Source organism: Streptomyces sp. NBC_01214 (assembly GCF_026340975.1).
Classification (GTDB): Bacteria; Actinomycetota; Actinomycetes; order Streptomycetales; family Streptomycetaceae; genus Streptomyces.
In genome coordinates this window covers 2,536,234-2,550,953 of record NZ_JAPEOS010000002.1, presented here as the reverse complement: position 1 = coordinate 2,550,953, position 14,720 = coordinate 2,536,234, and the positions used below count along the sequence as shown (strand labels likewise).

General features: G+C 69.1%; 11 protein-coding genes. 2 read left to right on the top strand and 9 right to left on the bottom strand.

The features are described from left to right. Window positions 1-429: 429 nt before the first annotated feature. On the bottom strand, window positions 430-1,320 hold the full coding sequence (locus OG594_RS36140) for a DUF5655 domain-containing protein (RefSeq protein WP_266606556.1): 891 nt from the start codon (window positions 1,318-1,320) through the stop codon (window positions 430-432). A gap of 543 nt (window positions 1,321-1,863) precedes the next feature. On the opposite strand from OG594_RS36140, the gene OG594_RS36135 reads away from it, so the two are divergent. Together OG594_RS36135 and OG594_RS36130 are read left to right on the top strand one after the other, a co-directional pair. Further along, entirely contained in the window at window positions 1,864-2,754 is an 891-nt protein-coding gene (locus OG594_RS36135; protein WP_266606555.1) for an ABC transporter ATP-binding protein, read from the top strand. Next, window positions 2,754-4,379 (top strand): ABC transporter permease, encoded by a 1,626-nt coding sequence (locus tag OG594_RS36130; protein WP_252310267.1) that lies wholly within the window; start codon window positions 2,754-2,756, stop codon window positions 4,377-4,379. The genes OG594_RS36135 and OG594_RS36130 overlap by 1 nt, the downstream gene beginning before the upstream one ends. A 125-nt stretch (window positions 4,380-4,504) precedes the next feature. Here OG594_RS36130 and OG594_RS36125 read toward each other — a convergent pair whose 3' ends face one another. From OG594_RS36125 to kdpF, 8 genes are all read right to left on the bottom strand, one after another. Further along, window positions 4,505-5,227 (bottom strand): TrkA family potassium uptake protein, encoded by a 723-nt coding sequence (locus OG594_RS36125; protein ID WP_252310266.1) that lies wholly within the window; start codon window positions 5,225-5,227, stop codon window positions 4,505-4,507. Then, the gene (locus tag OG594_RS36120; protein ID WP_252310265.1) at window positions 5,220-6,590 is read right to left on the bottom strand and encodes a TrkH family potassium uptake protein; all 1,371 of its coding nucleotides are present in this window, start codon (window positions 6,588-6,590) and stop codon (window positions 5,220-5,222) included. Before OG594_RS36120 ends, OG594_RS36125 begins: the two co-directional genes overlap by 8 nt. 166 nt (window positions 6,591-6,756) lie before the next feature. After that, window positions 6,757-9,297 (bottom strand): sensor histidine kinase KdpD, encoded by a 2,541-nt coding sequence (locus OG594_RS36115; RefSeq protein ID WP_252310264.1) that lies wholly within the window; start codon window positions 9,295-9,297, stop codon window positions 6,757-6,759. A gap of 5 nt (window positions 9,298-9,302) precedes the next feature. Beyond that, complete coding sequence (locus tag OG594_RS36110; RefSeq protein WP_252310263.1) at window positions 9,303-9,986, bottom strand: response regulator; 684 nt, start codon at window positions 9,984-9,986, stop codon at window positions 9,303-9,305. 107 nt (window positions 9,987-10,093) lie between these two features. Then, complete coding sequence (gene kdpC / locus OG594_RS36105; protein WP_266445575.1) at window positions 10,094-10,729, bottom strand: potassium-transporting ATPase subunit KdpC; 636 nt, start codon at window positions 10,727-10,729, stop codon at window positions 10,094-10,096. A 21-nt stretch (window positions 10,730-10,750) separates the two neighbouring features. Continuing rightward, complete coding sequence (kdpB, locus tag OG594_RS36100; protein WP_266444525.1) at window positions 10,751-12,895, bottom strand: potassium-transporting ATPase subunit KdpB; 2,145 nt, start codon at window positions 12,893-12,895, stop codon at window positions 10,751-10,753. After that, the gene (gene kdpA, locus OG594_RS36095; protein WP_266606554.1) at window positions 12,892-14,556 is read right to left on the bottom strand and encodes a potassium-transporting ATPase subunit KdpA; all 1,665 of its coding nucleotides are present in this window, start codon (window positions 14,554-14,556) and stop codon (window positions 12,892-12,894) included. The genes kdpB and kdpA overlap by 4 nt, the downstream gene beginning before the upstream one ends. A gap of 8 nt (window positions 14,557-14,564) precedes the next feature. Then, on the bottom strand, window positions 14,565-14,654 hold the full coding sequence (kdpF, locus tag OG594_RS36090) for a K(+)-transporting ATPase subunit F (RefSeq protein WP_018845955.1): 90 nt from the start codon (window positions 14,652-14,654) through the stop codon (window positions 14,565-14,567). Window positions 14,655-14,720: the final 66 nt, after the last annotated feature.

Genomic DNA, 14,720 nt, shown 5'->3' with positions numbered 1-14,720 from the left:
TACGACCTCGGCTTCCCCAGCATCGGACCCGGACACCATGGTCCTCGCCCGCATCGACCACAAGGAGCCGTACTACGCGAACACCGCAGCCAAACAGCTGAGTCGATACCGCTTCACCGTCGAGATCGAGACGGCCCTCCAGGAAAGGATCGACACGGAACGGACCTGGGGCAACCATCCCTTCCCCTGGTGTACCCGCGACGAAGTACGTGAGGTCAGCGCCGAAGCCCAGCGCAGCCACAACGACATCGCCGAAGGCCGCCTGGTCATCCGACACCGGGGATCGTGGGGAAGATGGCGACCTCCACCGCCACGTCCCCGCTCGATCCGTCGAAAGGCCCCGCCGAGAACCCGAATGCCTTCCCGAATTTCACGGACAGCGCGCTCCGCTCGCTCAGGGCGAGGGCCCCAGCGCTCGGTCGCCAGGCCCTACGCCACCGCAACATACGACAGCCGAAACAGGTCCAGCGCGCGCTCCACGTCCTTCTCCGAGTGCAACTGGACCTCCAGGTCACCAGTGCCGTGGTGTCCCAGCCCCGTCACGTCCCTCGTGAAGCCCGAAACGAGGTCGACGGCCGCCGGGGCTGCTTTGAGGTACGCCAGGAGCTTGTCCTGCCTGGCCGTGACGCAGGCGAAGTTCCGCAGCCTCTGGTACGCGTCGTACTGCTTGCGCCGGACCTTCGAGACGTCCTCGCCCAGCCCCAGGAGCACCTCGTCCACCGCTGCCGCAAGCTCCGCCATCGCTCCTGACGCCTGCCGCGCAGGCGCTGGCGCGTCAGCGCCACGACGACGCGGGCGCGGAGACGCTTTGGCCTGCCCGGCGACCGAGGCGACCGTCTCGAGTGCGATGTGGTGCTCGCCGAACAGCCGGTACCGCACCAGGTCGATCGATCTCCGGTGCTCGCGGATCGCGTGGAGGTCGTAGCGGGTGAAATCGCCAGCGACGCAGATCAGCCGGGGCGCGCTCCACAACACCTGCGACGCCGCAGTCACCCCGAGACGCTCGCGGACCAACACCTGGAACTCGGTGCGGTGATCCATCAGCCAGGCCAAGTAGAACAGCCCTTGCGACAGCACGCCGGGGTCAGTGGATCGCTTGTACTCGACGATCACCGGAGCACCGTTCTCATCGAGCCCCAGCGAGTCGATGCGCCCGCCGTGAACGGGACCGGTGCTGTACTCGGAGGCGAGGAATCGAACCCCGAGCATCGTCTCCATCGCCCCCTCGACCAGGCCCTGTACATCGGCCTCAGCCTCAGCCAATCGCGGCATGACCTCAGTCACGCCGTTCTTCGTGTAAAACAGTTTCAGGCTCGACACCCCCCTTGTCGCACGTGCCAGGGGGTAACACACGCAGTCTCAGAGTTATTTCCGCCCAGTCGAGCCCGACCAAGATCCGGACCCATCCCGGACCAGCGCTGCACAACCCAGCCCCGACCGCCACGTCTCCGCAGGTCAGGGCGCCGCGAGGCTTGTACCACCAGCACACGAACCCCCTATGGACCAGACACCGTTCGACGTCCGGTCGTCACACCGCGTGCCCAACGCTTCCGATCGGCAATGCCTCTCGGACAAGTCAGGGACCAGTTGCACCTCGGCACCGTCACTCAATCGGCGACGGCGGCGCCATGGCGCTCGGGCGTACGACAGGCTGGTGCGGCACACATGAGCCCGCCGACTCAAAGCTCGTCAAGGCCCGGGAGCGCCACCGGCTGGCTGGCTCCACCTGGGCGTGCATGTCGCAGTTCGTGCCTGCCGCTTGTCCACCGCAACCAGGCGCGAGTATCTTCACGAGTGGTGTGCCGGGAAGTCTGGTCGGCGGTTAGGGGCCGTGTGCCTGCCGTACCGACTCAGGGGGCCAGCATGGTCTCGCACGCCTTTCGTACCCAATCCCTGACCAAGCGGTACGGCCCCGTCCTCGCGCTGGACGGACTGGATTTGAGCGTCCCGGTCGGCGAGGTGTTCGGCTTCCTCGGCCCCAACGGTGCTGGCAAGTCCACCACCATCCGGTTGCTGCTGGGGCTGGCCCGCCCCACCGCCGGCCGAGCATGGATCTTCGGCACTGACGCGGCTGACGTCGCCGTGACGCACGGGCGCCTTGCGTACGTGCCGGCTGATGTGGCGTTGTGGCCGCAGCTGACCGGCGCAGAGATGCTTGAGCTGCTGGCGCGCACGGGACCCGGTACCGACCGGTCCTACCGGGATGAGCTGGTCGAGCGGTTCGATCTCGACCTGTCCAAGCCGGGGCGGACGTACTCGACGGGCAACCGGCAGAAGGTGGCGCTGGTGGCCGCGTTCGCCACCCGGGCGCCTCTGCTCGTGCTGGACGAACCGACCAGTGGCCTGGATCCGCTGATGGAACGCGAGTTCCGTCGCGCCGTCCGCGAGGCCCGGGACAACGGCCAGACGGTATTCCTCAGTTCCCACATGCTTGCCGAGGTCGAGGCGGTCTGCGACAAGGTGGCGATCCTGCGGGCCGGGCGGCTCGTCGATGTCGCCGCCGTGACGGCGCTGCGACGGCTGCACCGCACGGAGGTGACGGTGTGCTTCAACGGCGCGCCCCCGGATCTGGCACGAGTGCCCGGTGTGGAGGCGGTCGAGGTGACCGGCGCGGCCTCGGTGCGGTTCACCCTCGCCGGCCCGCCCGGGGACGCCCTGCAGGTCTTGGCGGCTGCGGACGTGGTCAGCCTCACGATGCGGGAACCGTCGCTGGAAGAGATCTTCCTCGGCTACTACGGCGGGGAACAGCAGTGATGGCCGTCAGCTCGCCGGCCGAGCAGGCAGCCCCCGACGCCTCGGCGGGGCGGGCGGTCCTCTCCCTGGCTCTTCGGCAGACTCGGCGCGGCGCACTCTTCGTGATCGGCCTGATGGCAGGGATGTCGGCAGTGGCGGTGGCTGCCTACGCAAGCACGGTCAAGGACCCAGCGGATGCGGCAGCCTTGCAGACGCTGGCGGGCAATCCGGCAATCCGCACTCTGTTCGGCGAACCGGTCGCGTTGGATGAGGCTGGCGGGTTCGCCGTGTGGCGCACGGGGACGGCGTTGGCGGTGGTGCTGTCGGTCTGGGTGCTGCTCGCTGCGACCCGGATCACCCGGGGCGAGGAGGACGCCGGCCGATGGGATGTGCTGCTGGCCGGGCGGCTGCCGGTCACGGCCGTGGTGGCATGGCACGTCGCTGTCCTGGTGGCGGCGTCGCTCACCGCGGGCACTGCCGCGTTCGCCGGTCTGGTCGCTGCCGGTGCGGCTGTGAGCGGCGCCGCGGTGCACAGTGCCGCTCTGGGGTTGTGCGGGGTGTTCTTCGCTGCGGCGGGCATGATGAGCGCTCAGGTGTTCGCGACCCGGGCGGCGGCCAGTGGCGCGGCGGTGGCGCTGCTCGGCATCGGCATGCTGCTGCGGATGGTCGGGGACGGGGTCGCCCCCCTTGGGTGGCTGCGCTGGCTGTCGCCTTTCGGTCTGATGGCGCTGGCCCGCCCGTACGACGGGAACCGGATCTGGCCTCTGGTGGTCCTGCTGGCCGCCTGCCTGGCACTCGTCACGGGGGCCGTGGTCGCTGCCGGGGGGCGTGACATCCGCGGCGGATACCTGCGCTCGTCCTCCGGGCGGGCTGCGCGTACGTGGCTGCTCGGCTCGGTCCAGGCGTTCGCGGTACGGCGGCTGGCGCGGCCGCTGGCCGCCTGGTCTGCGGGTGTCGGGGCGTACTACCTACTCATCGGGGTGCTGGCCGTATCCATGACGGATTTCCTCACCGACAATCCGAGGTTCGCCGAACTCGCCGCGCAGGCGGGCTTCACCGGGCTCGGCACGGTCCCGGGATACACCGCGACGCTGTTCGCGCTGCTGGCAGTTCCGGCTGGAGCATTCGTCGCGGTCCGGCTCGCCGCACTCGCCGCAGACGAAGCCAGTCGGCGCCTGACCCTCCTGTACGGCCAGCCGCTCACCCGGGCGACCGTGCTCACTGGCGAGGTCGCCGCTGCTTTGGGCGGCGTCGTCGTGCTCACCACCGTCGCCGGCGTTGCCACCTGGACCGGGACCAGGGCCGTCGGTGCCGACCTCGGCCTTGCCTCCGCGTTGTCCGGCGCCTGGAACGTACTGCCGGTCGCACTCCTCTGCCTGGGCGCCGGTGTACTCGCCCTCGGCTGGGCGCCGCGCGCGGTCACCGTCATCGGATCGTTGCCGGCCGCGGGCGGCTTCCTGCTGAAGGTGCTCGCCGAAGGGTCCGGCCTGCCGGCATGGATCGGCCGGCTCTCCCCGTTCGCGCACCTGGCCGCCGTACCGGACGCCCCCGTCAACTGGCCCGCGGCCTTGCTGATGACTGCCGTCGCCACGCTCGCCGCAGCCGTCGGACTCATCGGCTACCGACTGCGAGACCTCCGTACCTGAACGCACAGTGCACGCGGGCCACGTCCTACCGCACACACGTACGGCGCACACGCGGGGCGTCGCCCTCGGCGCGGCGGTCTCGCCACGCTGCCGGGCGGGCGTCGCCCCGACAGCGGATGGCCGGCTCAGCCGAGTTCGGCGAAGGCTTCCACGTCGCGCGTCTTGCCGGTGACGATGATGACGTCGCCCTTCTCCACGAGGGTTTCGGCGGTGGCGTGGGTGAAGTCCTGGCCGGGCCGCTTGATGCCGACGACGGTGATGCCGTACTTGCTGCGGACCGCGCTCTGGGCGAGGGGGACACCGGTGATCGTGGTCGGGGTGATGGTCTTGACCAGGGCGTAGTCGTCGTCGAACTCGATGAAGTCGAGCATGCGGCCGGTCACGAGATGGGCGACGCGTTCGCCCATCTCGTGTTCGGGGAGGACGACGTGGTGGACCCCGAGGCGTTCGAGGATCTGGCCGTGCTGGCGGCTGATGGCCTTGGCCCAGATGTTCGGGACCCGCTCCTCGAGGAGGTTGGAGGCGATGAGGATGCTGGCCTCTATGTCGGTGCCGATGCCGACCACGACGCTCGGGAAGTCATGCACGCCGAGCTGGTGGAGGACTTCCGGGTCGGTGCAGTCGGCGACGGCGGTGTGCGTGAGGGCGTCACTGTGCTTCTGCACCAGGGAGGCGTCGGTGTCGATGCCCAGGACGTCCCAGCCGCGCCGGGTCAGTTCGTGAGCGAGGGAGCTGCCGAACCGTCCCAGTCCGATGACGGCGACGCGCTGGTCGGAGTGCAGCTGGGCGCCGAGGTCGAGGAGGCGCTTGCGGCGGCGGTGGCGCAGGGAGTTCAGGTAGTTACCCAATGACGGGTCGCTCCTCGGGTAGCTGGTAGCGGCGGGTCCGCTCGCGCAGGGCGAGGGAGGAGACCAGGGTGATGGGTCCGAGCCTGCCGATGAACATCAGCAGGATCAGGATGAGCTGACCGACGGCCGGGATGTCGGCGGTGATGCCGGTCGACAGGCCGACCGTGCCGAACGCGGACACCGCCTCGAACAGCACCGCCTCGGCCGGGGCCTTGGTGACGGTGAGCAGGGCCAGGGTGGCGGTGATGACCAGCCCGATACCCAGGAGGGCGACCGTGAGGGCCTGGCGCAGGGCGTGGGGGGCCAGGCGACGGCCCATCACGGTGGAGTTGGGTTCGCCGCGGACTTCGGCGAGCATGGCGGCGGCCAGGACCGAGAAGGTGGTCACCTTGATGCCGCCGGCGGTGCCGGCGCTGCCGCCGCCGATGAACATCAGTGTGCAGGTGAACAGGATGGTCGAGGCGTTCAGTGCGCCCATGTCGATGGAGTTGAAGCCTGCCGTGCGGCTCATCGCCGAGTAGAAGAATCCGTTGAGGATCTTCTCGTCCCAGTCGAAGGCGCCGAGGGTGCCGGCATTGGTCCATTCCAGCAGGCATGTCATGACCGTGCCCACCAGCAGCAGGACCGCGCTGGTGACGAGGGTCAGCCGGGTGTGCAGGGACCAGTTGCGCCGCCCCGTGGTGCGCCTGCGGGTGCGGTGGCGCAGGAGTTCGAGCAGCACCGGGAAGCCCAGACCTCCCAGGATCACCGCCGCGGCGATCGGCATCGTGAACCAGGGGTCCTGCGCGTAGGGGACGATGCTGTCGGCGTGGAGGCCGAAGCCCGCGTTGTTGAAGGCCGAGACGGCGTGGAAGAAGCCGGAGTACGCGGCCTCGGCGTAGGAGCGGTCGTAGCCGAACCGCAGCCGCAGGGCGAGGAACGCCCCCACGGCGAGCTCCACGGCAAGGGTGCAGCCGGCCACGCCGAGCAGGACGCGCCGTACGTCACCGATTCCCAGGCTCTTCGTCTCCGCGGCGGCGGTGAGCTGCATCCGCAGGCGCAGCCGGCCGGAGACGAGCAGGGCGAGCAGGGAGGCCATCGTCATGATGCCGAACCCGCCCACCTGGATGAGGGCCAGGATGACGCCCTCGCCGAAGCCGCTCCAGTGGGTGGCGGTGTCCACGACGACCAGCCCCGTCACGCACACTGCGGAGGTGGAGGTGAACAGGGCGGTGAGCGGGTCGGTGACCGAGCCGTCGGTGGACGCCGCAGGCAGCATCAGCAGCACCGTGCCGATGGCGATCACCAGGGCGAACGCCGACACCACGCTACGGGCGGGATGCGCGGTGAACAGCCGCCACACCCCGGCCACACGTCCAGCCACTTCGCCCGCCCTCCGACACGGTCCCCGCAACGGGCCCTGCCGTCAGGGATGCGTCAAGGACCGCGGCGGCCCAGAGTACCCGCAGGCAGTCGGACCGGCGCACGGGTGGGGAGGGTGTTCGTACCGGCTCCCTCCTGTCGGCCGTAGCGGATGAGAACGTGAGGCGTCACGTCAGGGCCGCCCGGGGAGCATCGTGGGGCCCCGTCGCCGCTTCGGCGGTGGGAAGGGTGAGGACCATGGTCAGACCGCCGCCGGGGGTGTCCTCCGCTGTCAGGGTGCCTCCGATGGCTTCGGTGAAGCCGCGTGCGACGGCGAGGCCGAGGCCCACGCCGGCTCCGGCGGGGGCGTCTCCGTAGCGCTGGAAGGGTTCGAAGATGCGGTCCTTGGCCTCGTCCGGGATGCCTGGGCCGCGGTCGACGACGCGCAGTTCCACGCGCTCGGCCAGCGCACTGGCCGAGACGAGGACGGGTTGGCCTTCGGGGCTGTACTTGACGGCGTTCTCGACGATGTTGGCGACTGCCCGTTCGAGCAGACCGCGGTCGACCGCGACCATGGGGAGGGTTTCGGGGATGTCGAGTTCGACGCTGTCGTCGGGCACTCCGGCCAGGGCCATCGGGACCACTTCGTCGAGGTCGGTCTCGCGGATCAGCGGGGTGACGGTGCCGGTCTGGAGGCGGGACATGTCGAGGAGGTTGCCGACCAGGGCGTCGAGCCGGTCCGCTCCCTCTTCGATGCCTTCGAGCAGGTCGGCTTGGTCCTCTTCCGACCATTCCACGTCATCGGCGCGGAGGGAGGTGACGGATGCCTTGATTCCGGCGAGGGGCGTGCGGAGGTCGTGGCTGACGGCTGCCAGCAGCGCGGTTCGGATGCGGTTGCCCTCGGCCAGGCGCTGGGCCTCCTCTGCCTGACCGACGAGGCGCTGGCGGTCGAGGACGACGGCGGCCTGGGCGGCGAAGGCGCCAAGGACCCGGCGGTCCTCGGCCGGGAGGACGCGGCCGGTGAGGGCGAGGGCCATGTTCTCGCCGATGGGCATGTCGACGTCGGCGTCCTCGGGTCGCGCGGCCGGAGCGGGTCCGGTGCCGGCCGCGAGGGTCCACGGTTCGACCTCGTTGTCGCGTTCGAGCAGGGCCACCGATTCCATGGCGAAGGTCTCGCGGACCCGTTCCAGCAGGGCGGGCAGGGCGGTTTCGCCGCGCAGGACGCTGCCGGCCAGGAAGGAGAGGATCTCGGCTTCGGCGCGCAGCCGGGCGGCCTGGTGGGTACGGCGAGCGGCGAGGTCGACCACGGAGGCGACGGAGACGGCGACCGCGAAGAAGACGGCGATGGCGACGATGTTCTTGGGGTCTGCGATGGTCCACAGGTGCAGTGGCGGTGTGAAGAAGTAGTTGAGCAGCAGGGACCCGAAGGCGGCCGAGGCCAGCGCGGGGAGCAGTCCGCCGAGCAGGGCTGCGGCCACGGTCAGCGTGAGGAAGAGCAGCATGTCGTTGGTGAGCCCGAGGTCGGGCACGACGGTGCGCAGCAGTACGGTCAGGATCACCGGTCCGGCGATGCCGACCAGCCAACCCCAGATGATGCGGGATCGGCCCAGGCGGGCGCCGCGTGCCACGGGGAGGCCCCGGCCCTTGGCGGCCGCGTCGTGGGTGACGATGTGGACGTCGAGGTCGGGTCCGGACTCGCGGGCGACGGTGGCGCTGACGCCGGGGCCGAAGATGTACTGCCAGGGGCGGCGGCGGCTCACGCCGAGGACGATCTGGGTGGCGTTGACGCCGCGGGCGAATTCCAGCAGGGCGTCGGGGATGTCGTCGCCGATGACGTGGTGGAAGGTGCCGCCGAGGTCCTCGACCAGGGTCCGCTGGACGGCCAGTTCCTTGGGCGAGGCGGAGGTGAGCCCGTCGCTGCGGGCGATGTAGACGGCGAGGACTTCACCGCCGGCGCCCTTCTCGGCGAGGCGTGCGGCCCGGCGGATGAGCTGTCGGCCTTCGGGACCACCGGTCAGACCGACGACGATCCGCTCGCGGGCTTGCCAGGTGGAGCGGATGTTGTGCTCGCCCCGGTACTCCTGGAGGTACTCGTCGACCCGGTCGGCGACCCACAGGAGGGCCAGCTCGCGCAGGGCGGTGAGGTTGCCGGGGCGGAAGTAGTTCGACAGGGCGGCGTCGACCTTGTCGGGTTTGTAGACGTTGCCGTGTGCCATGCGCCGGCGCAGGGCCTGCGGGGACATGTCGACCAGCTCGATCTGGTCGGCCCGGCGGACCACCTCGTCGGGCACGGTTTCCTGCTGCCGGACCCCGGTTATGGCCTCGACGACGTCGCCGAGGGACTCCAGGTGCTGGATGTTGACCGTGGATACGACGTCGATGCCTGCCTGGAGGAGTTCCTCGACGTCCTGCCAGCGCTTGGCGTTACGGGAGCCGGGCACATTGGTGTGGGCGAGTTCGTCCACGAGTGCCACGGCAGGGCGTCGGGCCAGTACGGCGTCCACGTCCATCTCCGTGAAGACGCCACCCCGGTACTCCAGCTCGGCCCGCGGGATCTCTTCGAGTCCGTGGAGCATGACCTCGGTGCGGGGGCGGCCGTGGTGCTCGACGAAGGCGACGACGGCGTCGGTGCCGCGCTCGATCCTGCGGTGCCCCTCCGAGAGCATGGCGTACGTCTTGCCGACGCCCGGGGCGGCGCCGAGGTAGATCCGGAATGTGCCGCGTCTCATGTCGTTCAGCCTTCGAAGCGGTAGCCCATGCCGGGCTCGGTGATCAGGTATCTGGGATGCGCCGGGTCCGCTTCCAGTTTGCGCCGGAGCTGGGCCATGTAGACACGCAGGTAGTTGGTCTTGTCTTCGTACGTCGGGCCCCACACCTCAAGCAACAGCTGACGCTGGCTGATCAGCCTGCCGGGGTGGGTGATGAGGATTTCCAGCAGGTGCCACTCGGTCGGAGTGAGCCGGACATCCCGGCCATCACGCCGAACCTTTTTGGCCACCAGATCCACCGTGAAGTCGCTGGTCGTCACCAGGACCGTCTCCTGCGAAGGCTCAGCGGCCTCCTGGCGGCGGACCGCTGCGCGCAGCCGGGCCAGCAGCTCGTCCATGCTGAAAGGCTTGGTGACGTAGTCGTCGGCTCCGGCATCGAGCGCCCTGATCTTGTCCTCGGAGGTGTGGCGGGCCGACAGGACGAGGATCGGGACGCGGCTCCAGTCCCGTACGCCCTTGATGACTTCGATGCCGTCCATGTCGGGCAGGCCGAGGTCCAGCAGTATGACGTCCGGTTTGCGGGCGGCGGCGAGGCGGAGGGCCGAACTGCCGTCGGTCGCCGACTCGACGTCGAACTTGCGTGCCTGAAGGTTGATCCTCAGGGCGCGGACGAGCTGCGGGTCGTCTTCCACCACCAGGACCCTGGTCATCTGTGTGGCGCCTTCCTTCCGCGGTGGGCGTGCTGGATATGGGGCGGAGCCGGCGGGACACGGAAATCCCGTGTCCCGGCGGCTCCGAAGCCCGTTCAGGCCGGGCATCAGCGCTTGGCCAGATCCTTCAGCGCGAGGTTGAGCTTCAGGACGTTGACGTGGGGCTCGCCGAGGAAGCCGGCGGTGCGGCCCTCGGTGTGCTCCTCGACCAGCTTGGCCGCCTGCTGCTCAGTGAGGCCGTTCTCCTTGGCCACGCGCTTGATCTGAATCTCCGCGTACTCCGGGGAGATGTGCGGGTCGATCGCGGAGGCGGAGCCGGTGACCGCGTCCTTGGGCACCTCGGATTCCGGGACGCCGTTGAACTCGGCCACCTGCTTCTTGGCATCGGTGACCGCTTGCACCAGCCGGGAGTCGGACGCGCCGAGCTGGCTGGAGCCGGTGGCCAGGGGGTTGTAGCCGCTGTTGGACGGGCGCGGCTGGAACCACTTGGGGTCCGGACGCGCTGCCTCTTCCTCGTCATCCGGGTTCTTCTTGGGGAGGTCCCAGCTCTGGCCGATGAGCGAGGAGCCGACCTCTTGGCCATCGGCCTTGACCAAGGAGCCGTTGGCCTTGTCGTGGAAGAGCGCCTGGGCGACCCCGGTGACGGCGAGCGGGTAGAGGATGCCGGTCACGACGGTCAGCACCAGCAGCATCCGCAGCGCGGCGACCAGGAGACGGCCTGTGTTGGAGACGGAGTTGTTCATGGCGATCAGCACGTTCCTAATTCAGGCGAGCCCGGGGATGAGGGAGATGAGCAGGTCGATGAGCTTGATGCCGATGAACGGGGCGATCAGGCCGCCCAGGCCGTAGATCCCGAGGTTGCGGCGCAGCATCTTGTCCGCGCTGGTCGGCCGGTACCGGACGCCCTTCAGGGCGAGCGGCACGAGAGCGATGATGATCAACGCGTTGAAGATGACCGCGGAGAGGATCGCGGACTCGGGCGAGGCAAGGCCCATGATGTTGAGCTTGTCCAGGCCCGGGTAGGCGACCGCGAACATGGCCGGGATGATCGCGAAGTACTTCGCGACGTCGTTGGCGATGGAGAAGGTCGTGAGCGCACCCCGGGTGATGAGGAGTTGCTTGCCGATCTCGACGATCTCGATGAGTTTGGTGGGGTTGGAGTCCAGGTCCACCATGTTCCCGGCCTCCTTGGCGGCCGAGGTGCCCGTGTTCATGGCCACGCCGACGTCGGCCTGCGCGAGGGCCGGGGCGTCGTTCGTACCGTCACCGGTCATCGCGACGAGCTTGCCGCCGGCCTGCTCCCGCTTGATGAGGGCCATCTTGTCCTCGGGCGTGGCCTCGGCGAGGAAGTCGTCCACGCCCGCCTCCTCCGCGATGGCCTTCGCGGTCAGCGGGTTGTCACCCGTGATCATGACCGTCTTGATGCCCATGCGGCGCAGCTCATCGAACCGCTCGCGCATGCCCTCCTTGACGACGTCCTTGAGGTGGATGACACCGAGGACGCGGGCGCCCTTCTCGTCCTCGACGGCGACCAGTAGCGGGGTGCCGCCGGCCTGGGAGATGGTGTCGGTGAGTTCCTGGGCGTCGGCAGCGACCTGGCCGCCCTGCTCCTTGACCCAGGTGATGATGGAGCCCGAGGCGCCCTTGCGGGTCTTCCTGCCGTCCACGTCGACACCTGACATGCGGGTCTGGGCGGTGAACGGGACCCAGGAGGCGTGGGTCAGTTCGCCCTGGTGGCGTTCGCGCAGCCCGTACTTCTCCTTCGCCAGGACGACGATGGAGCGGCCCTCAGGGGTCTCGTCGGCCAGCGAGGACAGCTGGGCGGCGTCCGCGAGCTCGGCTGCGGTGGTGCCCTTGACGGGGACGAACTCCGACGCCTGGCGGTTGCCCAGGGTGATGGTGCCTGTCTTGTCGAGGAGCAGGGTGGAGACGTCGCCGGCGGCCTCGACGGCGCGCCCGGACATGGCCAGCACGTTGCGCTGGACGAGGCGGTCCATGCCGGCGATGCCGATCGCGGAGAGCAGGGCGCCGATGGTGGTGGGAATCAGGCAGACCAGCAGTGCGGTCAGCACGATCATCGACGTCTGCTCGTCGGCGCCCGCGTAGATCGCGAACGGCTTCAGCGTCACCACGGCCAGCAGGAAGACGATCGTCAGGGAGGCCAGCAGGATGTTCAGGGCGATCTCGTTCGGCGTCTTCTGCCGCGCCGCGCCCTCCACCAGGTTGATCATCCGGTCGATGAAGGTCTCGCCCGGCTTCGTCGTGATCTTGATGACGATGCGGTCCGAGAGAACTCTCGTACCGCCGGTGACCGCACTGCGGTCGCCGCCCGATTCACGGATGACCGGGGCGGACTCGCCGGTGATGGCGGACTCGTCGACGGACGCGACACCTTCGACGACGTCTCCGTCGCCGGGGATGATGTCGCCGGCCTCGCACACCACCAGGTCGCCGATGCGCAGCTCCGTGCCCGGGACGCGCTCCTCGTCCTTGCCGACTATGCGGCGGGCGACGGTGTCGGTCTTGGCCTTGCGCAGAGTATCTGCCTGCGCCTTGCCGCGTCCCTCGGCGACGGCCTCCGCGAGGTTCGCGAAGATGGTGGTCAGCCACAGCCAGGCCGTGATGGCCCAGCCGAACCAGTCGGTCGGGTCCAGACACACCAGCACGGTCGTGACGACCGAACCGATCAGAACCACGAACATGACCGGCGACTTGATCATCACACGGGGGTCGAGTTTGCGCACCGCGTCCGGGAAGGACTTCAGCAGCTGCTTGGGGTCGAAGAGACCGGCGCCCACGCGCCCGCTGTCGGGCTTGTGGCCCGTCGGGACGTCGCTGTGCGGCGCCGGGGTCCCGGTAGTGGTGGCGGTGGGCATCGGGTCCTCGTGGTTCTTTACGTTGGTGGTCATGACCCCAGCCCCTCGGCGAGCGGACCCAGCGCCAGCGCCGGGAAGAACGTCAGACCGGTAATGATCAGGATCGCGCCGACGAGCAGGCCGGTGAACAGCGGCTTCTCCGTACGCAGGGTGCCCGCGGTGGCCGGGACGGGCGCCTGCTCGGCGAGCGAGCCGGCCAGCGCCAGCACGAACACCATGGGCAGGAACCGGCCCAACAGCATGCACAGGCCCAGCGCCGTGTTGAAGAACGGCGTGTTGGCACCGAAGCCGGCGAACGCGGAGCCGTTGTTGTTCGACGCGGAGGTGTAGGCGTACAGAACCTCGGAGAAGCCGTGCGCCCCGACGTTGGTCATGGCCTCCTTGCCGTCCGGCAGGGCCATCGCCACCGCCGTGCCTACGAGCACCAGCGCGGGGGTGATGAAGATGTAGCAGGCCGCGAACTTGATCTCGCGGGTGCCGATCTTCTTGCCCAGGTACTCGGGCGTACGGCCGACCATCAGACCGGCCAGGAAGACCGCGATGACCGCCATGATCAGCATGCCGTAGAGCCCGGAGCCCACGCCTCCGGGCGCAATCTCGCCCAGCATCATGCCGAGCAGCAGCACACCACCGGACAGTCCGCCGTAGGAGTCGTGGAAGGAGTTCACCGAACCGGTGGAGGTCATGGTGGTGGAGACCGCGAACAGCGAGGACGGGCCTTCGCCGAAGCGCTGCTCCTTGCCCTCCATGGCGCCGCCCGCCAGCTGCGAGGCCGTGCCGGGATGCGCGTACTCGAGCCAGGTCACCAGAACCACGCCGACGAACCAGATCGTCCCCATCGCGGCGACGATCGCGTAGCCCTGCTTGACGTTGCCGACCATGCGGCCGAACGTGCGCGGCAGCGAGAAGGGGATCACCAGGAGCAGGAAGATCGTCAGCAGGTTCGAGAAGCCGTTGGGGTTCTCAAAGGGATGGGCGGAGTTGGCGTTGAAGTAGCCGCCGCCGTTGGTGCCCAGGTCCTTGATGGCTTCCTGGGAGGCCACCGCGCCCGGCGAGATGCTCTGGGGCTGCCCGGTCACCGTGGTGAGGTCGTGGATGCCGCCGAAGTTCTGGATGGCGCCCGCGGCGACCAGCAGGATCGCGGCGATCACCGAGATGGGGATCAGGATGCGGACGGTGCCGCGCACCAGGTCCGCCCAGAAGTTGCCCAGCTCGCCCGTGCGGGAGCGGGCGAAGCCGCGTACGAGGGCCACCGCGACGGCGATGCCGACGGCTGCCGAGACGAAGTTCTGGACGGCCAGGCCGGCGGTCTGGGTGACGTGGCTCATGGCCGTCTCGCCTGAGTACGACTGCCAGTTCGTGTTCGACACGAAGGACGCGGCGGTGTTGAACGCCTGGTCCGGGGTGATCGCCTCGAAGCCGAGTGACAGCGGCAGGACGTGCTGTACGCGCTGGAGCACATACAGCAACAGCACGCTCACGGCGGAGAAGGCGAGGACCGCGCGCAGGTAGGCGGACCAGCGCATCTCAGCGTTCGGATTGGCGCCGACGCTGCGGTAGATCCACTTCTCGACCCGCAGGTGCTTCTCGGAGGAGAAGACGCGGGCCATGTAGTCGCCCAGGGGGCGGTGCACCAGGGCCAGGGCGGCGATCAGCGCCGCCACCTGGAGCACGTCAGCAAGAACGGGGCTCATATCGGGACTCAGAACCTCTCCGGCTTGACGAGGGCGAGGACGAGATATCCCAGCAGAGCGACGGCCACGACCAGGCCGACGATGTTCTCGGCAGTCACAGCTTCGTCACCCCCTTGGCGATGAGAGCCACCAACGCGAAAACCGCGATCGTGGTGACGACGAAG